Consider the following 18,893-nt stretch of genomic DNA (forward strand, 5'->3'; position numbering starts at 1 on the left):
CAGACCCGGTCCGTCATGGCGACCGCGAAACAGAATCGAGCCGACCGGCGAAATAGGGCTCGAGCACGGTTTCGAAGGCCTTTAGGGCGGCACCGATCGCCTGGTGCATGTCGAGGTAGCGGTAGGTCCCCAACCGTCCCCCGAGATGCAGGTTTTTCTCCGCACTCGCCCGGTCGAGATAACGGCGATAGACGGCCTGATCCTTGCGCGTGTCGATCGGATAATAAGGCTCGTCGGCGCGGCCGGCAAAACGGGAATACTCGCGGCCGATGAGCGTTTTGTCGCTCCCGTGCTGGCGCTCCGGGTTGAAATGCCGGAATTCGACGACGCGGGTATAAGGCACGGCTTCGTCCGCGTAGTTCATGATCGCCGTACCCTGGTGGTCCGGCATGTTCATGACCTCCAGATCGATATCGATGGTTCGCCAGCCGAGTTCGCCCTCGCTATAATCGAAATAGCGGTCGATCGGGCCGGTGTAGACGACCGGCAGGCCCTTCGGCAGCAAGGGCTTGATATCGAAGAAGTCGATGCCAAGCCGTGTTTCGATAAGCTCGTGCGCGAGCATCCTTTCGAATATCGCCGTATAGCCATCCACGGGTTGCCCCTGGAAGCGGTCGTTGAAATAACCGTCCTCGAACGTGTAACGGACGGGCAGGCGCGCGATGATCTGCGCCGGCAGTTCGCGCGGGTCCGTCTGCCATTGCTTGGCGGTGTAGCCCTTGATGAAGGCCTCGTAGAGGTGGCGGCCGACGAGGGAGATCGCCTTCTCCTCGAGATTGGCCGGTTGGCGGTCGCCCAGTTCCGCAGCCTGCTCGGCGATCATGCCACGCGCCTCGTCGGGGCTCAGCCGCTTGCCGAAGAACTGGCAGATCGTGGCAAGGTTGATCGGCAGCGGATAGACCTTGTCGCGATAAGTTGAGAACGCACGATGGCGATAGGCCGTGAAACCGGTGAAGGCGCGCAGATAATTCCAGACCTCCTCGTTGGATGTATGGAACAGATGCGGCCCGTAGCGATGGATCTCGACGCCGGTGACCGGATCTTGTTCGGTGTAGGCATTGCCGCCGATATGCCGGCGCCGGTCGATCACCAGCACGCGCCGGCCAAGCTGCGTAGCGATGCGCTCGGCGAGTGTCGCACCGTAAAAGCCTGCGCCGACGATGAGGATGTCGGCCTTGGCCAGCAGGTTCCTGTCCATTCGCCTATCCGAATCCTTAGGGCTTGAGAATTATCTGGGACAGGTCGACCGACTTGGAATATTGCCTGCGCAGCAGGCGCCATAACAATTTCATCAATCGGTTCACCTGGCGAAAAGCTTTCCTGTCCAAGAGATAGTCGGCCACCATACGCAGGCCGATCATGGGTTTCGATCGCCAGCGCCTGCCTTTGCGATCGACGGCCTCATAGGACAATGGAAAGAACTCGCCAAATCCATATTGCGACGCCAGTTGGCGATATTCGTCATGAGGCGTTCTGCCTGACTTGAGCATCGCTGTCGCCAGATGAACTCCCACCGGCCGCGTATGACGAACGGGCAAGGCGTCGAAAACAGCCGATCTTCCCAGATTTTGCGCGGCAAGCCTCGTCCATAGGGAATCGAGGCCAAAACCGCTCATGGATTCTTTGAAAAGGGGCAGCATCTTGGCCGCGACGTCGGCTCTCAGGCAGGGAGCCATGATCTCGATCTTATCGACCAGGCGAAATTCGAAGCTCTTGCAGCGAAGAAATGGTAGGTGAGAAAAATAGCTGTCCAGCGTCAGTGCCGGCTGGGCAATGTGCAGATCCAGTCGGCGCATTTTGGCGAACATTGCTTCGATAGTCGTCCGGTCAGCCTCCAGATCATCGTCGGGGAACCAGATATACTGGTAACGATCGAGCAGGTCCGGCCGCTGGCTGAACAGAGCATGGATGCCATCCCATTTGCCGCCTTTGTAGTCGACCCTGTTTTCATACGGCTGCCGAAATGACGACGGATCAGTTCCATAGTAACTGACAATCAGGTCGAATTCGCATTCGGACACATCCGCTCCCCATCCGCGATGGAGAGAATTGTCTCCAGCCCTGACGATGACGAGATTGCGGCGGGTACTCGTCAAGGACTTGGTTTCGGCGTCCATTCATGGGTCCAAAGCTGTTATGGTGAGCCCCTACACCAAACCCGAATGAAAGCGAAGAGCCAAACATCCGAAGAAAATGATCGTCCAGCATTGATGTCTTGTACTGTGCTTGCGACACACCGCGAATCTAGATTCGCCTCTCGATCGATTCTAAGCTCGATGCGGAACCATTGCAGGCGGGACTCTCATGAAGCTGATTGTTGTGACCCCGGCCGGCCGCGAGAAATATCTTCGCCTGCTGAGCCATCATGTACTGAGAAGTCCCGAGGTGGACGAATGGCATCTGTGGGACAATTGCCGCAATGAAGCAGACCGCGCCTATCTCCAGAAATTGGCAGCCAGCGATCCTCGCTGCAAGATCAAGACGCTCCCGAGCGCCGACGGCAGCTTAGAGATCATCGGCAGGTTTTTCCGCTTCTGTGACGACGCCGACGCTCTCTATCTGCGCCTCGATGACGACGTGGTGTTTCTGGAGGAGGGTTTTTTTCCCAGATTTAAGGAGCGGGCGATGGCGGAACAAGGCTCGGCCCTCTGGTATGCGCCGCTCATCATCAACAACGCGGTCTGCAGCACCCTGATCAAGAATTTTTCCAGGGTGCTGATCGATGGGCCACTCACCTGTCAGGCGATGTGTCCGTATTCCTGGGCGCACGCAAGCTTTCCAATGGCGCTTCATCCGGTCTTCATCGAGGCCGTTCGGACGAACCGGCTTAGTGATTTCCGCGTCCCCGATCGGGAAGTCAGGTTGGGGCGCTTCTCGATCAACGCGATCGGTTTTTTCGGGTCGGAAGTGCTGGACATCGGCGATCTCTTTTTTCCGCCGGGAAATGACGAAGAGGAATGGCTGTCCGTGACGTTGCCGGCGAAGCTCGATCGTCCAGGCAAGGTTTTCGGCGATCTGGTCGCCGCCCATTTCAGCTTCTTCACACAGGAGCAGCGCCTGCTGCAAACCACCATCCTTGACGACTATTACGCGCTCGCCGGGCTGCCCGCTCCCGCTTACGAGAAGCCGGTTGTCAAAGCGAGATTGAAGGACCGATTGAGGCCATGGCGGAAGCGGAAGGACCCCGCGCCTAAATATAGGGTTTCCCTTCCAGCCGACAGGCATGACGCCTGAAGGCTGAAGCCTTCTCTTCGCTTTTTCACCCAGGTCGAAAACGTCAGGCAATTGCCGGGCAACACCAAGCCTGTCGAAAAGATATTGACTGTATAGTTAGTTATAATCTAGCTTCGAAAGCGAACACCGAGTTGGTCAGCTGGCGTCAGCCAGTGAATGGCCGCGATGAGGGGAATTTTCCTGACCGCCATTCGGCCCGTTGCTGGGGCGGAAGGCTCAGGCTTGTTCATCGGCAGGAATGGACCTGAGGCGGCGACGCCGCCGGTCCCAACAATGGGAGCAACTCGCATGAACTGGAAACTGACCGCTGCGGCCATCGGGCTGTCGCTGTTCGCCGCAACAGGCGTCGCCCGCGCCGATGGCGAACTCAACATCTACACCTGGGGCAACTATACCAGCCCAGATCTCATCAAGAAGTTCGAGGAGACCTACAAGATCAAGGTCACCGTGACCGACTACGACTCCAACGACACCGCATTGGCCAAGGTCCGCCAGGGCGCTTCCGGCTATGATATCGTCGTGCCTTCCGCCAGCGTCGTGCCGATCTGGATCAGCGAAGGCCTGCTACTGGAAACCGATCCCAACACGATGGAGAATTTCAAGAATGTCGATCCCAGATGGGTCGACGTTCCCTTCGATCCGGGCCGCAAATACACCGTTCCCTGGCAGTGGGGCACGACAGGCATTTCGGTGAACAAGTCAGTTTATTCAGGCGACCCGAACACGTCCGCGCTGTTCCTCGACCCACCGCCCGAGCTTGTCGGCAAGATCAATGTCGTCCCCGAAATGGGGGACATCATGTTCCTCGCAATCGCTTATGAAGGCGGAAAATACTGCACCAACGACATGCAGGTGCTGAAGAAGGTCCGTGACAAGCTGGTCGAGGCAAAGGCGAAATGGCTTTCGCTCGACTACGCGGCGGTCGACGGCCTGGGCAGGGGTGACATCGCCGCCGGCGTCGACTGGAATGGCATATCGCTGCGCGAGCGGCTGCAGAACGACAAGATCGTCTACGGCTATCCGAAGGAAGGTTTTCCGATCTGGATGGACAATGTCGCCGTTCTCAAGGACGCCAAGAACGTCGACAATGCCAAGCTCTTCCAGAACTTCATAATGGACCCGAAGAACGCCGCGATGATCTCGGCTTTCGCTCGCTATTCGAACGGGATCAAGGGCTCGGAAGCCTTCATGCCCGACGATATGAAGAACGCACCCGAGGTGAATATCCCGGCCGAATTCGCCGCCAAGGGCCAGTTCATGCCGGCCTGCCCACCGGATGTGCAGGCGCTCTACACGAAGATCTGGACCGACCTCCAGAAGTAGCGCCACCAGCCGAACCCGACAAAAAAGCCACCGGGCCGCGATGCGCGGTCCGGTCACCCATCATGCCAAGTGCGATCTCGTGATCGCGGGAGATTTTCGATGTCCGATCTCGACCTTTGCTACATGCCGGCAAGCGAGGCGCTGCGGCTGTTCAAGGCGAAGAAACTCTCGCCCGTTGAACTGATGCGGGCCACCATCCGTCGCGCCGAGGCTACCAAATCGGCGATCAACTGCTTCACCTTCACGCATTTCGAGGAGGCGATGAAGCTGGCCGCTAAGGCGGAGGCGAAGTATGCCAAGGGCGCCAGGACCGGCGCGCTCGAAGGGCTGCCGATCGGCATCAAGGACGAGAGCTACATCAAGGGCAAGCCGACGTCGCATGGCTCGCTGCTGTCCAGGGATGCCATAAGCGGCCACACCTCGACGATGAACGAGCGCATCATCAAGGCCGGCGGCATCGTCCATGCGCGCACGGCCACGCCCGAGTTCAGCTGCGCCGGTTATACCTGGTCTAAGCGGTGGGGCGTCACCCGCAACCCTTGGAACCGCGACTTCACACCGGGTGGCTCGTCGGGAGGTTCGGCGGCAACGCTGGCGTCGGGCACATCGTCGATCGCTACCGGCTCCGACATTGGCGGATCGATCCGTATTCCGGCGTCGGCCTGCGGTCTCGTCGGCTACAAGCCGCCTTATGGGCGCAACCCGGACGAGCCACCCTTCAACCTGGATTTCTATTGCCATACCGGGCCGCTGGCGCGGAACGTCCGGGATGCGATCCTGCTGCAGAATGTCATGGCGGGGCCGAGCCCGCTCGACATCGCCACGCTTCGCCCGAAGCTGCGCCTGCCGCTCGATTACAAGCCAATCAAGGGCTGGAAAATTGCGTTTTCGATGGACCTGGGCTTTTTCGAGGTCGATGCCGACGTCCGCAGCAACATGCTTGCCGCGTGCGATATGTTCCGCTCGCTTGGGGCGACGGTCGAGGAAGTCGATCTTGGCTGGGACGACGGAGTACTCAAGGCAGGAATGGCCTATCTGGAGCATCTCTTCGGCGCTTCGCTATCGCAATTGCTCGCCGAGCACGGCAGCGACATGACCAGTTATGCCAGGCGGTTTGCCGAGGACGGGCAAAAGTCCAAGGCAACCGACTTCGTCGCGACGCTGGATGTGGCGGCACGGATGTATCAGACGCTGGGTCCGCTGCTGGAAACCTACCATGTGATGATCTGCCCGACGAATGCGCTTCCCGCGGTGCCGGCGGAGTTCGATCAGACCACCGGAACCGTCGAGATCAACGGGAGAGTGGTGAACCCTTCGCTGGGCTGGGTGATGACGACGCCGTTCAACATGCTGAGCCGCTGTCCGGTGCTTTCCATGCCTTCGGGGCGGGCGGCGAGCGGTGTGCCGACGGGCTTCCAGATCGTCGGGCGCACCTATAGCGACGCCGATGTCTTCCGGGCGGCGATGGCCTATGAAACGGCGCAGGGGCAATGGTACACAGACGCCGGAACGCGCCCATCGCTTTGACAGGCGGTGCAAGGGAAGTGGATGAAGATGGTGCAACGCAAGGCAACGGCAAAAGGCACGGCCGAGAGGGCCAAGGGCAGGGCTTCGGCCAATGACGCCGCGCCCAAGGACCGTCGCCGGGAACGCGGCGAAGCCAGCGTCCAGCGCATCATCGACGCCACTGTCGAGCTCATTGCTGAGGAGGGGCTGGCGAGCGTCACCATGCAGCGCATCGCCGAGCATGTCGGCTCGTCCAACGCCCTGGTGGTTTTCCACTTTCGCAGCAAGGAGAATCTGTTCCGGGCCGTCCTGCAGTATCTCAGCAATCAATATGACGAGCTGTGGGTGACACTGGTGCGGGCGCCCGGGCAGTCAGCAGTGGAGAGGCTATTGGGCGCGGTCGGTTGCGCGCAGCGCTTCGCCAGGCAGCATCCCAAATGGGTGTCGGTGTTCGTTGCGTTCTCCAGCGACCGCAAGAGCATGCAGATCTACAATGAAATTGGTCTGCCCAGCGATCTCGCCTACACCGCCGAAGCGCGCGAATTGCTGGTCGAGATCTCGCGCAGCGGCGGTTACGCCGGCGTCGACATAGATACGCTATCCGAGAGCCTGAATTACCTCGTTCACGGAGCGTGGTACTGGGATCACCTCAACCCGGCTGGCCGCGACACCGACGTGCTGCGCAAGACCATGCTGCTGCTGCTGCACCAGGCCTTTCCACGGCATTTTGACTTGATGCGCTAGCCGTTTCTCAGGGGCTCTGCCGAAGATGGCACCCGGCCTGCCGCTTCCGTGCGAGATACTCGTCGATCAACTGATGATAGCGCACCTTGCCGAAGCTCGGGAAATGGCCGCCATGTACGACCGAGACGTCGAGATCGCGCATGGCGAGCAGCGTCGCCATGTAGTCTGGTATATCCGAGTGATAGACATCATCGATCAGCGGGCCGTCATAGATGATGTCTCCGGACAGCAGGATGCCGGTCTTCTTCTCGTAAAGCGCGATGCCGCCGGGCGAGTGGCCTGGCGTGTGGACGACCTCGAAGGCGCGGTCGCCGAGATCGATGATGTCGCCATGCGCGAGCAGATGGTCGGCCGGCGCGGGCTGGATTCGGTAGCGCGCTGTTTCCCAGCCTTTCGGCTGGCGATCGAACATCTCGTCGGTCGCATAGGTGCCGGCGGCGGTCCATTCGTTGCGCGGATCGGCGAGGATTGCCGCTTCGGCCGAATGCACGCAGCGATCGGGGAATTCATGGTGGCAGCCGATGTGATCGAAATGCGTGTGGCTGGCGACGCAGGCCAGCTTGCGCTCGCTCACCAGAGGCACATGCATGCGCAGGCTGAAATGGCCGAGACCAGTGTCGAACAGCAGATCGCGGTCGCGGCCGCGCACATGCCACATATTGCAGCGGAAGAACGGCTTGATCCAGGGCTCGTGGATCAGCGTGATGCCGTCCGCCATGCGGATCGTCTCGTACCAGTCCGGTGCGTCGATGACCGCGAGCATGCCCATGTTCAATCCGTCAGCAGGATGAACTGGTCGGTATCGCACGAAACGGCCACGGTGTCGCCCGGCCGGACAGTGGCGGTAGCGGGCAACTTGGCGATGAATTGCAGGGAGGGCTCTTCGACGGACGTCGCAAGCACGCGTTTGAAACTGCCCTGGAAGACGACGTCGCTCACTTCCGCCTCGCCGAGCTTCGTGCCACCCGAGGCCGTGCCCAGCACAAGGTGCTCGGGCCGTATGGCCAATGCGGCCGCCGACCCCAACGGCAACGCATTGGGCAGCAACACCGATCCGACCGGCGTCGCAAGGGTGCTCGTCCTGTCCCCGGCCTCCACGACCGTGCCGGCGAGAATCGTGCTCTCGCCCATGAAGGTTGCGGAAAAGCGCGTCGCCGGCCTGGCGTAGACGCGCTCGGGCGGCCCTTCGTCCTCGATGCGGCCATCATTCATCACCACGCAATGGTCGGCCAGCGCCATCGCTTCTTCCTGATCGTGGGTGACATGAATGAAGGCGGTGCCGACGCGCTTCTGGATCGCCTTCAATTCGTCCTGCATCTGACGGCGCAGTTTCAGGTCCAGCGCACCGAGCGGCTCGTCGAGCAAAAGCACGGCCGGCTCGATGACCAGCGCGCGTGCCAGCGCCACGCGCTGGCGCTGGCCGCCGGAAAGCTGGTGCGGCTTCTTGTCGAAGGCGGCGGCCAGCCCCACCAGTGCCAGTGCTTCGCGTGCCTTTGCCGCCCGCGGTGCGCCGTCTACACCCTGCATGCGCAAGCCGAAGCCGACATTGCCCCCGACGCTCATATGCGGGAACAGCGCATAATCCTGGAACACCGTCGTCGTCGGGCGCTTGGCCGGCGGCACCGAGGTGCAGTCCTGGCCGCGAATGAGAACCTTGCCTTCGCTGGGGTTGACGAACCCGCCCAGAATGGAGAGCAGCGTCGTCTTGCCGGAACCGGATGGTCCAAGCAGGATCGTATAGCTGCCGGCCTCTATCGTCAGCGAGACATTCTTCAGCACGGGATGCTGGCCGAAGCGGTGCGAGACGTCGCGGATATCGACCAGGGGCGCGTTCATGCCGGTTTTCTCCGCAGCAAGGTCAGTTCGAAGAACACCACCAGCACGATCGAGACGGCAAAGACCAGCGATCCGACGGCGTTGGTCTTCGGGTTGAGGCCGGAGCGCAGCAGGTTCCAGATTTCCACCGGCAGCGTGGTGTCGAAGCGGGTGAGCAGGAAGGAGATCACGAACTCGTCCCAGGAGAAGGTCATCGACAGGAAGAAGCCGGCGAAAATGGCCGGTGCCATCACCGGCACGCTGATCAAAAGCAGCACCTTCCATTCCGGCGCGCCGAGGTCGCGCGCGGCGCGCTCGATGTTGATCTGGTGGTCGCCCATCTGGCTGTAGATGATGGCAAAGCAGAGCGGCAGGTTGATCACCACATGGCCGATACCTGCGGCAAGCAGCGATTTCGGCACCCCGGCCCAGTTGAACAACACCAGCAATCCCATGCCGATGATGAGATAGCTGACGGTGAGCGGCAAGGTGATAAGCCCGCGCAGCAGGCCAGAGCCGGGCAGCACGAAGCGCGCGAAACCCCAGGCCGAGAGGAAGCCGAGCGTGACGGCGGCAGCCGAGGAAAGCACCGCGACCAGCAGCGAATTGACCAGCGCCGACGTCAGTCGCACGTCCGAGAGAACCGCCTCGTACCAGCGCAGCGACGGGCCGGTGAAGGGCGGAATCGGGAAGGAGGTCGACTGCAGCGAGAACAGCACCAGCACGACGACCGGCAGGAAGATGAAGCCGTAGACGGCAAGCGCGTAGATCCAGGAAGCGATGCGGACAATCCTGCGCATGGTCAGGCCCGCTCGATCTTCAGCCAGCGGGCGCAGGCGAGATAGGCGATGGTCACGACCGCCATCAGGATGATCGACAGCGCCGAGGCCAGCGGAAAATCGCCGCGCCGGCCGATCTGCATCATCACCAGCTGCGGCATCAAAAGCTCGTTGTTGCCGCCGAGGATCTGCGGCGTGATGTAGTCGCCGATGCACAGCACGAAGGTCAGGAAAGCGCCCACCATGATACCGGGCAAGGTCAGCGGCAGGATGACATGCAGGAAGGTGCGCACCGGCCCGGCGCCGAGATCGGCGGCCGCCTTGCGGTAGCTAGGGCTGAGCTGCTTCAGATTGGCGAAGATGGTCAGCGTCAAAAGCATGACGAAGAAATGCACGAAGCCGGTGACGGTAGCCAAGCGCGTATTGGCGAGCTGCAGCGGTTCGCTGATCAGGCCGGCGCCGGTTAGCGCGCGGTTGATGACGCCGTTCTGCGCCAGCGCCAGCAGCCAGGAGTAGGAGCGAACGACGTAGGAGGTCCAGAACGGCAGCACAGCCAGCATCAGTGCCAGCCGCTGCCAGCGCTCCGGCACTTGTTCGGCCAGGATCCACGCGAAGGGATAGGCGAGCAGAACGGAGACCACGGTGACGATTGCCGTGACCTGCAGCGAGTTCAACATCGCCTGCCAGTAGGAGGGATTGCTGAAGAACTGGCTATAGTTGGCAAGCGTGAAGCCGCCGCCCTCATGCGCCGTGAGGCTCGAAAACCCCATGGCGACGAACGGCAGCACGAAGAAAGCAAGCGTCCAGCCGAGTGCCGGCGTGACCATCGTCCAGGGCAGGGCGCGGCCCGCCCGGGGCAGGGCGCGCCCCACCCGGGGTGGGGCACGCCCACTGTTTCCCGCAGAGTTCATGGGCAACGGTCGCTCACTTCGCCTGCAGCATTTCCGTCCACATATCCTGCATCTTCTTGTCGAGGTCGGCATTCGGCGCCGGGTAGGCCTGTGCACGGGCGAGGAAGCCGGGCTGCTCGTCGAAGCGCAAAACCTTCTTCTGGTCGTCGGTCAGTGCGGCCTTGGTGTTGGACGGCATGCCCCAGTAGCAGGACGAGGTGGCAAGGCGCGCCTGGCCTTCCGGGCTCATGATGTATTGGATGAATTTCAGCGCCATGTCCTTGTTCTTGGAGTCCTTGAACATAGCCAGCGACTGCGACCACAGCACCGCACCCTCTTTGGGAATGGAGAAGTCCAACGCCGGGTTTTCCTTCGCCAGCCCCGCCGTCACCCATTCGCCGCCGCCGACCAGGATGTCGACCTCGCCGGTGGCGAGCGCCGTCTGGCTGGCGGTGACTTCACCGACCAGCTTGGCGTTGGCTTTCATCTTGAGCAACTCTTCCTTGAGCGCGGGCAGGTCGGCTTCGGTGAGTTCAGCCGTCTTCTTGCCGATGGCAAGTGCTGCCATGCCGATGACCGGGAGGTAGTAATCGTAGATGGCGACCTTGCCCTTGTATTTGTCGCCGGTGAGCGACGCCAGGGACTGCATGTCGGCCGGATCGACCTTGGTCTTGTTGAAGCCGATCGTGTTGTAGCCGAACTTTTCGGTGATGCCGTAGCGCTTGCCGCCGACAATGGTCGACCCGTCCATCTTCACCTGCGGGAAGAGGTCGGCAAAGGGCAGCTTGTCTTCCGGCAACGGCTCGAACAGGCCTTTTTCGACGCCGCGCGGCACGTCGATGCTGTCGATCACCATCACGTCCCAGTCGCCCGGCTGCGACTGCTCGATGATGGCGAGCCCGGCACCGGTGCCTTCGAACTCCTTGACGTTGACCTTCACGTTGTTGGCCTCCTCGAAGGGCTGCAGCAGCGCCGGGTCGGAATGATCGCACCAGATCAGCGCGTTGAGATCGGCGGCCTCGGCGAGGCTGCCTGCCGCAAGCAGCACTGCGGTGGCGGCACACGCGGCGTGCAGCCGGCGCTTCAGGACGGAAAGCGGATTCCCGGATTTGACGGACATCGAGTGTTCTCCCTTGCCTTTGTGGCTTCTTGCAAAAAATTGAACCAATTCTAAAATTGAGTCAATTCGATTTTTGTGGCAAGAGGCTGATATGAGCGGATTGCGGGCAAGGCAGAAGGCGGACCGGCACAGGCGCATCATCGAGGCTGCCGCGGCACTTTTCCGCGAGGCCGGCTATGAGGGCGCCAAGATCGAGGCGATCGCCGCGCAGGCAGAAGTGTCGATCGGCACCATCTACAATTACTATGAGAATAAGGGCGATATCCTCGGCGCCATCGTCTCGCTGGAGGTCAACGAGGTGCTCAACGCCGGGCGCGGCGTGGTCGCCAGGCCGCCGGCCAATGTCGGCGATGCGCTGGATACGCTGATCGGCATCTATATCGAGCACTCGTTGCATTACCTCAGCAAGGAGATGTGGCGGCAGGCGATGGCGATCTCGACGCAACTGCCCGACAGCCCATTCGGCCAGGCCTACACTGGCCTCGACCGCTCGCTCACCGAACAGATCCGCGCGCTGATCGCCCGGCTGCAGGAAATTGGCCTGGTGCGGCAGGATATCGACGGCACGGCGCTCGGCGAACTGATCTTCAACAACATGAACATGATGTTCATCGAATTCGTGAAACGCGACGAGGCGAGGATACCGGAGTTGAGGGCGGCGATACGGAGGCAGAACAGGATTTTGGTTGCGGCGATCGGGGTGTGAAGGAGTCAGGATCAGGGCAGGAGAAGGCGTCGCTTCGGCATCAGACATCGTCTTACGCAAAGCTCAGCACTTGAGTTGAGTTTGAAATCTGGTACAACTTAAAGGGGCATAAAAAGGGGGAGGGGTAAATGGGGGCGTTTTCCATCTGGCATTGGGCGATCGTGCTGCTGTTGATCGGCGTGCCTGTTTTCTTTGCTGTTCGATCAGCCGCGAAGCCGTCACAGAATCCTGAGGCACTTGTGGGCTTCGGCGGCTGGCTGATGCTGCTGGCCATCGGTCAGGCATTGTCACCGCTGCGCACGCTCGCCGAGTTCGCCAATTCCGCCGACGGCTACCGGCAACTCATGACCCTCCCAAACGGCTCTCTGGCTGTATATGGCGAGGTTGCTCTCAATCTCGCATTTCTGGCGATAAATACAACAGGGATCGCAAGCCACTGAAGCAGAAACAATTGCGGGAATCGATGGCTTCGCCGCAGCATTGAAACCAGCACAACCAGTTGAAACGCCTGGATACGATCTGGATTTCGTCAATTCTAGGCGTCCCGGTGAACCAGGTGCTCGCAGGCGATGCGCTGGTGGCACCCCTGGCGTCTTTTGTGGGGGCCGGCATCTGGGCTGCTTATGTCTACAAGTCCGTGAGGGTGAGGAATACGTTCACCAGGACGAACGTGTCGGCCCAAATCGCGAGCGCTTCGTAGAGGGCGCTCGTAATCGCTCTACACCGGGTTTCGGAGGACACTCCTGCGCCCACGGCCTTGGGGTGGCCTGCGTCTAAGCTTTGCGGTGGCCTGCGTCTTAAGGTTTGGGGTGGCCAGCATGTACGGGCTTGGGGTGGCCTGCCACCCGGAGCTCGAAGAGCGAAGGGTGGTGCCCCCGGACGGAATCGAACCGCCGACCTTCGGTTTACAAAACCGCTGCTCTACCAGCTGAGCTACAAGGGCACGGCGCTTCGGTTAGCATATTTCTTGCGCCAGTAAAGACAAAACTCCATTTTTGGCCCCGTCGTGGTGGATGACGCCATGGTCCGTGCTGAAATCCGCAAACGCGCTTCCTACATGAGGACGAGGTGCAATCGCTTCGGACTGGAGTGTCGCATGATGAGGCTTGTCATCATTCTCCCTATCGTCATCGTGGCGTGGATGCTGCTGGTGAAGCTCATCAGTGACGTGAAGAAGGCCAATGTCGACTGGACGGGCGTCACCACCATCATCGGCTTCATCGCGCTCGCCTTCTGGCTTCGCCATATCACCGGCATGGGCTGAGCCCGTGATGAGTAGTCAGTAGTGGTCATGGCGCGAACCGATATGGCCTGCCCGTTACACACCAACCGTGTTTCAAAAAAATCTCCGGATCTGTCGAACCTTTTGCCGGGCCGCGCCGACTGATCTTCAGAGGCGAATGGTCGCCTCGATCAGAGATCCAGGAGATCATCATGTTCAAGCGCAGTTTCGTTTCCGCCCTCGTCGCCATCTTCGTTGCAACCGGCGCGCTCGCCGGCACCGTACAGTCTTCGTCGGCTCATGGCATGCATCACCATCATGATCATTACGACTACCTCGACTACCAGGATTATCCGGACTACCCGGATTACTGGTGGGTCTACGGCCATCACCATCACCATCACCACCACCACCACATCATCGTCTACTGAACGCGGCCTGGCCGCGTGATTGAAGAAACCAGTTCCAGGAAAGGGCGGCTTCGGCCGCCCTTTTTGCTTTTGCATTGACGCGGCCTCCCTGTCGTCGTCACGGACGATGACCTGATTGGCGAAAGGTACCTGAAGCGCACGAGTCTGGTTGATCAACACCGGCGAGGGCGCCGAGCCTTTCAGGCTGCGGTTATCTGCTTCTTCGAAAATTCTTCGAAAAAAATCAAAGCCCCTTCGAACCTTTTTCGATGCCGCGGCGACAGATGATCAAGAGGCGGATGGATCGCCTCGGTCAACGAAGCAAGGAGATCGTCATGTTCAAGCGCACACTCGTTTCCGGCCTTATCGCCTCCACCGTCGCCGCCACCGCTTTGGTCGGCACCGTCCAGCCCTCGGCGGCCCATTCGCATCACCACGACCTCGGCATCGGGATCGCCGCCGGCGTTGGCGGTTTCGTCCTCGGCAGCCTTCTCTCCCAGCAGCAGCCGCGTACGGTCTATGTCGATGAAGATGGTGGTTCCTGGCACGTCCGTCGCTGCTTCGAGCGTTACGCGAGCTACGATCCGGACTCCGACACCTATATCGGCCATGACGGCTACAGCCACTACTGCCGGCTCTGAGGGAACCAGCGACAGGAAGGTGGACCAACAGGAAAGAGGGGTTGCGAGGCAGCCCCTCTTCCTCGTTTGAAGACCGCCCGTCTAGAGGTGCGTCCTCGGGCCGGTATCGAGGATCGGCAAACCGGCCGCGCGGCAGGAGCCGCCAATCTGAAGCCGGGCAGCCTCCGTATCTTCGCCCATCGCGACCAGTTCAAAGCTGCTTGCGGCTTCCGGGTAGACCTTGGCGATGAATGGCTTGTCGCCGCCATGGGCGCCGGCCAAGGTCTTGGCGCTGACGGTGCCGCAGGCCACGATCTCCTGGCGGCCATCAAGCGTTCGCTCGCCGGCGAGCATGGTTCCGAACCTGGCGGAGGCCGGATCCGGCAGGTGCTGGCGGATACCGGTCGTGATGATCTCCTCCAGCGCGAGTGAGATCGGAATTGGATTGACCCGTTGGCCGCCGGCATCGGGTCGCGGCGTCCCCGCCACGCATCCGCAAAGCGAAACGACAAGCAGAAGCTGAACCATTGTCCTCATTCGCGCCCTTTCGCATGCATTCGGGCGCCCAGGCAAGACAGCCAAATCCTATGCGGCGTGCGCCATGTCGGACTGGCGATGGTGGTCGATTTCTTCGACATGGCGGCTACAAGCATCTAGGCAGGCTCTTCGTGATCAACTGAGCGCCACGCCGCCTATCATCCTGGTCACCTCGGCTGCGGCATCGCGCACCAGCGGGCCGATCTCCGCCAGTCGGTCGGGCGTGACCCGTACCGTCGGCCCGGACACGGAAACGCCGCCGATCGGTTCGCCATACTCGTTGAAGATGGCGGCGGCGACACAACGCATGCCGGGGTGGCGCTCCTCGTCGTCGACCGACCAGCCGCGATGCTTGGTGGCCGCCAGATCGTGGGCGAGGGCGGAGATGTCGGAAAGGGTCCTGTCCGTATAGCGCTGCAGGCCCGCCTTGCGCAGGATGGCTCCGACGCGCTCCGGTTCGAGATGCGCCAGCACCGCCTTGCCGATGCCCGAGGCATGGAAGGGACTGCGCGTGCCCGGCCGGAAGAAGGCGCGGATTGCCTGGTGCGTCTCGACCTGGCTGACGAAGACCACGCAGTCGTCCTCGGCGACGCCGAGATTGGCAGTCTCGCCGGTCTTCTCCATCAGGTCCTGCATGACAATGCGGGCACGGTCGACCAGCTTGCGGCGGCGCAGGAACGCCGCGCCCATGCGGTAGGTCTCGACGCCGATCGACCAGAGCTGGTCAGACGTATCGAACTCGACCATGCCGTGGTTTTCGAGGGTCGTCAGCATGCGGTAGGCGGTGGAGGCGGCGAGCCCGCTTTGCGCCGATATCTCGCTCAGCGACAGGCCGCTGCCGTCCGCGACAATGGCCAGAATGCGCAAGGCCCGGTCGAGCGACTGTACCGAGGAAGCTTCGGCCGGACCATTGAAGGCACGCGGGCGCCCACGTTGCCGTTTTTCGGTCGTTTCCATGGTCGGCATTCTCGGCCGGTTTTCCCAAAAAGCAATGAAAAAGTTTTCCATGAAATTCCGGGCGCAAATACTGGAAAAGGGAAAATCAAATAAATTCAGGCGGTAGCGTTTGTTTTCTAAAAATGAAAAAATATTCTGAAAAAATTGAAAAATCACCGAGTCGATGACATCCTTAGCCATCCAACAATCATCTCGTGGAGGCTGGAAATGGCCAGGATGCGCGCTGTCGATGCCGCTGTTCTCGTTCTCGAAAAGGAAGGCATTTCCTGCGCCTTCGGCGTGCCGGGCGCGGCGATCAATCCCCTGTATTCGGCGATGAAGGCGAGGGGCACCATCCGCCATGTCCTTGCCCGCCACGTCGAGGGCGCCTCGCATATGGCGGAAGGCTATACCCGCGCGAAATCAGGCAATATCGGTCTCTGCATCGGCACTTCGGGGCCGGCCGGCACCGACATGATCACCGGGCTCTATTCGGCCGCGGCCGATTCCATCCCGATCCTGTGCATCACCGGCCAGGCGCCGCGTGCGCGCCTCAACAAGGAGGATTTCCAGGCCGTCGACATCGCCGCCATCGCTGCGCCCGTCGCCAAATGGGCGGTGACGGTCATGGAGCCCTATCTGGTGCCGATGGCGCTGCAGAAGGCGTTCCATCTGATGCGGTCGTCGCGGCCGGGTCCGGTGCTGATCGACCTGCCGGTCGACGTCCAGTTGGCCGAGATCGAGTTCGACATCGATGCCTACGAGCCGCTGGCGCCGTTCAAGCCGGCAATGACACACGCCCAGGCGGAAAAGGCGCTGACGATGCTCAACGCGGCCGAGAAGCCGCTGATCGTCGCCGGCGGCGGCATCATCAACGCCGACGCATCCGACCTGCTGATCGAATTTGCCGAGATCACGGGCGTTCCGGTCATCCCGACGCTGATGGGCTGGGGCGCAATCCCCGACGACCACCGGCTGATGGCCGGCATGTGCGGGCTGCAGACCTCGCACCGCTACGGCAATGCCACCATGTTGGAAGCCGATTTCGTCTTCGGCATCGGCAACCGCTGGGCCAACCGTCACACCGGCTCGGTCGACGTCTATACCAAGGGCAAGAAATTCATCCATGTCGACATCGAGCCCACTCAAATAGGCCGTGTCTTCGCGCCCGATCTCGGAGTCGTCTCCGATGCCGGCGCTGCGCTGGAGATGCTGCTCGACGTCGCCACCGAGTGGAAGACGGCGGGCAAGCTGCGCGACTGGTCGGGCTGGGCCAAGGAATGCCAGGGCCGCAAGAAGACGATGAAGCGCAAGACCCATTTCGAACAGGTGCCGCTGAAGCCGCAGCGTGTCTACGAGGAGATGAACAAGGCGTTTGGCCGCGACGTCACCTATGTCACCACGATCGGCCTGTCGCAGATCGCCGGGGCGCAGTTCCTGCATGTCTACAAGCCGCGCAACTGGATCAATTGCGGCCAGGCCGGCCCGCTTGGCTGGACCTTGCCGGCGGCACTCGGCGTGCGCGCTGCCGATCCCGACCGCACCATCGTGGCGCTGTCGGGCGACTATGATTTTCAATTCATGATCGAGGAACTGGCGGTCGGCGCCCAGCACAAGCTGCCCTACATCCACGTCGTGGTGAACAACGCCTATCTCGGCCTGATCCGCCAGGCCCAGCGCGGTTTCTCGATGGATTACGAGGTCAGCCTCGCCTTCGAGAACATCAACCGTACCGGCGATCCGGAGGCTGGTTACGGCGTCGACCATGTCGCCGTCGCCGAGGCGATGGGCTGCAAGGCGGTCAGGGTGCGCAAGCCGGAGGAGTTCGCCGGCGCCTTCAAGCAAGCGGAGCGGTTGATGAAGGAACATCAGGTTCCGGTCGTGCTCGAATTCATTCTCGAACGGGTCACGAACATCTCGATGGGCACCGAGATCGACAAGATCACTGAATTCGAGGACCTTGCCGAACGTCAGGAAGACGCTCCGACCGCCATCGTGATGCTCGACTAATTTTGTTCGAGCATCGGGTCCGATGCTCCAGGGAGAAAAAGAATGCCACGTTTTTCAGCCAATCTGTCGATGCTCTTTGGCGAGCATGATTTCCTCGATCGCTTCGATGCCGCCGCCCGCGCCGGCTTCAAAGGTGTCGAATATATCGGCCCTTATGATCACGCGCCCGAGGTAGTGGCCGCGAGGCTGAAGAAGAATGGCCTGACGCAAGTGCTGTTCAACCTTCCCGCGGGCGACTGGGCCAAGGGCGAGCGCGGCATCGCCGTGCTGCCGGATCGCGTGCCGGAATTCCGCCAGGGCATTGCCAAGGCGATCACCTATGCGCAGGCGCTTGGCTGCCAGCAGGTCAACTGCCTGGCCGGGATCGCGCCGCAGGACATTGCACGGGACACGCTTGAAAATGTCTTTGCCGAAAATCTCGCCTTCGCTGCGGAGAAGCTGGAGCAGGCCGGCATCAACCTGCTGATCGAACCGATCAACACGCGCGATATTCCCGGGTTCTTCCTGAACTATTCCGACCAGGCGCTGGCGCTGATCGACCGTGTCGGCTCGAAGAACCTGTTCCTGCAATACGACATCTATCACATGCAGATCATGGAGGGGGATCTCGCCCGTAAAATCGAGGCAAACCTCGGCCGCATCGCGCATATCCAGCTTGCGGACAATCCCGGCCGTCACGAGCCGGGGACGGGCGAGATCAACTATCCCTTCCTCTACGACCATATCGATCGGATTGGTTATTCCGGCTGGGTGGGGGCGGAATACAAGCCGAAGGCGGGGACGGAAGCCGGACTGGGGTGGTTCAGGGAACTGACCGGGCAGGGAAGCGCGGCGGCGTAGCGGCTGGGAAATTGTCAACGTCGGCGCTGCCCCTCACCCTTACCCTCTCCCCGTTAAGAACGGGGAGAGGGGATCGTCAGCGTTGAAGCGCGTCCCTTCTCCCCGTCACTATACGGGGAGAAGGTGCCGGTGTCCGAACCGGATAGATAGGTAACAGAATGGACCGATAGCATGGGTGACAGTTTTCTTGTCCGCCGGGAG

20 protein-coding genes and 1 tRNA gene are annotated in these 18,893 nt (G+C 61.1%); 11 read left to right on the forward strand and 10 right to left on the reverse strand.

The features are described 5' to 3' along the window. Positions 1–13: 13 nt before the first annotated feature. Entirely contained in the window at positions 14–1,198 is a 1,185-nt protein-coding gene (gene glf / locus FJW08_RS29230) for a UDP-galactopyranose mutase (protein WP_140813338.1), read from the reverse strand. A gap of 16 nt (positions 1,199–1,214) precedes the next feature. Further along, the gene (locus tag FJW08_RS29235) at positions 1,215–2,117 is read right to left on the reverse strand and encodes a hypothetical protein (RefSeq protein WP_140813339.1); all 903 of its coding nucleotides are present in this window, start codon (positions 2,115–2,117) and stop codon (positions 1,215–1,217) included. A gap of 187 nt (positions 2,118–2,304) precedes the next feature. Here FJW08_RS29235 and FJW08_RS29240 point away from each other — a divergent pair, with 187 nt between their 5' ends. From FJW08_RS29240 to FJW08_RS29255, 4 genes are all read left to right on the forward strand, one after another. Next, on the forward strand, positions 2,305–3,234 hold the full coding sequence (locus tag FJW08_RS29240) for a hypothetical protein (protein WP_140813340.1): 930 nt from the start codon (positions 2,305–2,307) through the stop codon (positions 3,232–3,234). 288 nt (positions 3,235–3,522) lie between these two features. Continuing rightward, entirely contained in the window at positions 3,523–4,557 is a 1,035-nt protein-coding gene (locus tag FJW08_RS29245) for an extracellular solute-binding protein (RefSeq protein ID WP_140813341.1), read from the forward strand. Between the two features lie 99 nt (positions 4,558–4,656). Continuing rightward, positions 4,657–6,084, forward strand: coding sequence for an amidase (locus FJW08_RS29250; protein WP_140813342.1), 1,428 nt, complete (start codon positions 4,657–4,659; stop codon positions 6,082–6,084). 21 nt (positions 6,085–6,105) lie between these two features. Then, positions 6,106–6,807 carry a TetR/AcrR family transcriptional regulator gene (locus tag FJW08_RS29255; protein WP_246682652.1) on the forward strand — a complete coding sequence of 234 codons (702 nt, stop codon included), beginning with the start codon at positions 6,106–6,108 and terminating at the stop codon, positions 6,805–6,807. A gap of 7 nt (positions 6,808–6,814) precedes the next feature. Here the strand turns inward: FJW08_RS29255 and FJW08_RS29260 are convergent, their stop codons facing one another. The 5 genes from FJW08_RS29260 to FJW08_RS29280 are packed head-to-tail and all read right to left on the reverse strand — an operon-like array spanning position 6,815 to position 11,411. After that, positions 6,815–7,576 carry an MBL fold metallo-hydrolase gene (locus tag FJW08_RS29260; RefSeq protein WP_140813343.1) on the reverse strand — a complete coding sequence of 254 codons (762 nt, stop codon included), beginning with the start codon at positions 7,574–7,576 and terminating at the stop codon, positions 6,815–6,817. A 2-nt stretch (positions 7,577–7,578) separates the two neighbouring features. Further along, a complete protein-coding gene (locus FJW08_RS29265; protein ID WP_140813344.1) occupies positions 7,579–8,643 on the reverse strand; it encodes an ABC transporter ATP-binding protein in 1,065 nt (354 codons plus the stop codon). Then, positions 8,640–9,422 (reverse strand): ABC transporter permease, encoded by a 783-nt coding sequence (locus FJW08_RS29270; RefSeq protein ID WP_140813345.1) that lies wholly within the window; start codon positions 9,420–9,422, stop codon positions 8,640–8,642. Before FJW08_RS29270 ends, FJW08_RS29265 begins: the two co-directional genes overlap by 4 nt. Before the next feature lie 2 nt (positions 9,423–9,424). Next, positions 9,425–10,312: an ABC transporter permease gene (locus FJW08_RS29275; protein WP_140813346.1), complete on the reverse strand. Its 888-nt coding sequence runs from the start codon at positions 10,310–10,312 to the stop codon at positions 9,425–9,427. Positions 10,313–10,325: 13 nt separating this feature from the next. Further along, positions 10,326–11,411 (reverse strand): spermidine/putrescine ABC transporter substrate-binding protein, encoded by a 1,086-nt coding sequence (locus FJW08_RS29280; RefSeq protein WP_140813347.1) that lies wholly within the window; start codon positions 11,409–11,411, stop codon positions 10,326–10,328. A gap of 91 nt (positions 11,412–11,502) precedes the next feature. On the opposite strand from FJW08_RS29280, the gene FJW08_RS29285 reads away from it, so the two are divergent. Together FJW08_RS29285 and FJW08_RS32590 are read left to right on the forward strand one after the other, a co-directional pair. Then, the gene (locus FJW08_RS29285) at positions 11,503–12,117 is read left to right on the forward strand and encodes a TetR/AcrR family transcriptional regulator (RefSeq protein WP_140813348.1); all 615 of its coding nucleotides are present in this window, start codon (positions 11,503–11,505) and stop codon (positions 12,115–12,117) included. A 128-nt stretch (positions 12,118–12,245) separates the two neighbouring features. Further along, on the forward strand, positions 12,246–12,557 hold the full coding sequence (locus FJW08_RS32590; protein ID WP_181183088.1) for a hypothetical protein: 312 nt from the start codon (positions 12,246–12,248) through the stop codon (positions 12,555–12,557). Positions 12,558–12,984: 427 nt separating this feature from the next. Here FJW08_RS32590 and FJW08_RS29295 read toward each other — a convergent pair. After that, a tRNA-Thr gene (locus FJW08_RS29295) sits at positions 12,985–13,060 on the reverse strand. A gap of 153 nt (positions 13,061–13,213) precedes the next feature. On the opposite strand from FJW08_RS29295, the gene FJW08_RS29300 reads away from it, so the two are divergent. The 3 genes from FJW08_RS29300 to FJW08_RS29310 all read left to right on the forward strand — a co-directional run bounded on the left by FJW08_RS29300 (position 13,214) and on the right by FJW08_RS29310 (position 14,390). Beyond that, positions 13,214–13,381: a hypothetical protein gene (locus FJW08_RS29300; protein WP_140813349.1), complete on the forward strand. Its 168-nt coding sequence runs from the start codon at positions 13,214–13,216 to the stop codon at positions 13,379–13,381. Positions 13,382–13,551: 170 nt separating this feature from the next. After that, positions 13,552–13,770: a hypothetical protein gene (locus FJW08_RS29305; protein ID WP_140813350.1), complete on the forward strand. Its 219-nt coding sequence runs from the start codon at positions 13,552–13,554 to the stop codon at positions 13,768–13,770. A gap of 314 nt (positions 13,771–14,084) precedes the next feature. After that, on the forward strand, positions 14,085–14,390 hold the full coding sequence (locus FJW08_RS29310) for a BA14K family protein (protein ID WP_140813351.1): 306 nt from the start codon (positions 14,085–14,087) through the stop codon (positions 14,388–14,390). A gap of 81 nt (positions 14,391–14,471) precedes the next feature. Here FJW08_RS29310 and FJW08_RS29315 read toward each other — a convergent pair whose 3' ends face one another. Together FJW08_RS29315 and bhcR are read right to left on the reverse strand one after the other, a co-directional pair. Continuing rightward, positions 14,472–14,897, reverse strand: a complete 426-nt coding sequence (locus tag FJW08_RS29315; protein ID WP_246682653.1) for a hypothetical protein — start codon at positions 14,895–14,897, stop codon at positions 14,472–14,474. Positions 14,898–15,041: 144 nt separating this feature from the next. Continuing rightward, a complete protein-coding gene (gene bhcR / locus FJW08_RS29320; RefSeq protein ID WP_140813353.1) occupies positions 15,042–15,863 on the reverse strand; it encodes an HTH-type transcriptional regulator BhcR in 822 nt (273 codons plus the stop codon). A 207-nt stretch (positions 15,864–16,070) separates the two neighbouring features. On the opposite strand from bhcR, the gene gcl reads away from it, so the two are divergent. Both gcl and otnI read left to right on the forward strand, forming a co-directional pair. After that, positions 16,071–17,852 (forward strand): glyoxylate carboligase, encoded by a 1,782-nt coding sequence (gene gcl / locus FJW08_RS29325; RefSeq protein ID WP_140813354.1) that lies wholly within the window; start codon positions 16,071–16,073, stop codon positions 17,850–17,852. A gap of 42 nt (positions 17,853–17,894) precedes the next feature. Beyond that, positions 17,895–18,692, forward strand: coding sequence for a 2-oxo-tetronate isomerase (gene otnI, locus FJW08_RS29330; RefSeq protein ID WP_140813355.1), 798 nt, complete (start codon positions 17,895–17,897; stop codon positions 18,690–18,692). Positions 18,693–18,893: the final 201 nt, after the last annotated feature.

The organism is Mesorhizobium sp. B3-2-1 (genome assembly GCF_006439515.1).
GTDB lineage: Bacteria > Pseudomonadota > Alphaproteobacteria > Rhizobiales > Rhizobiaceae > Mesorhizobium.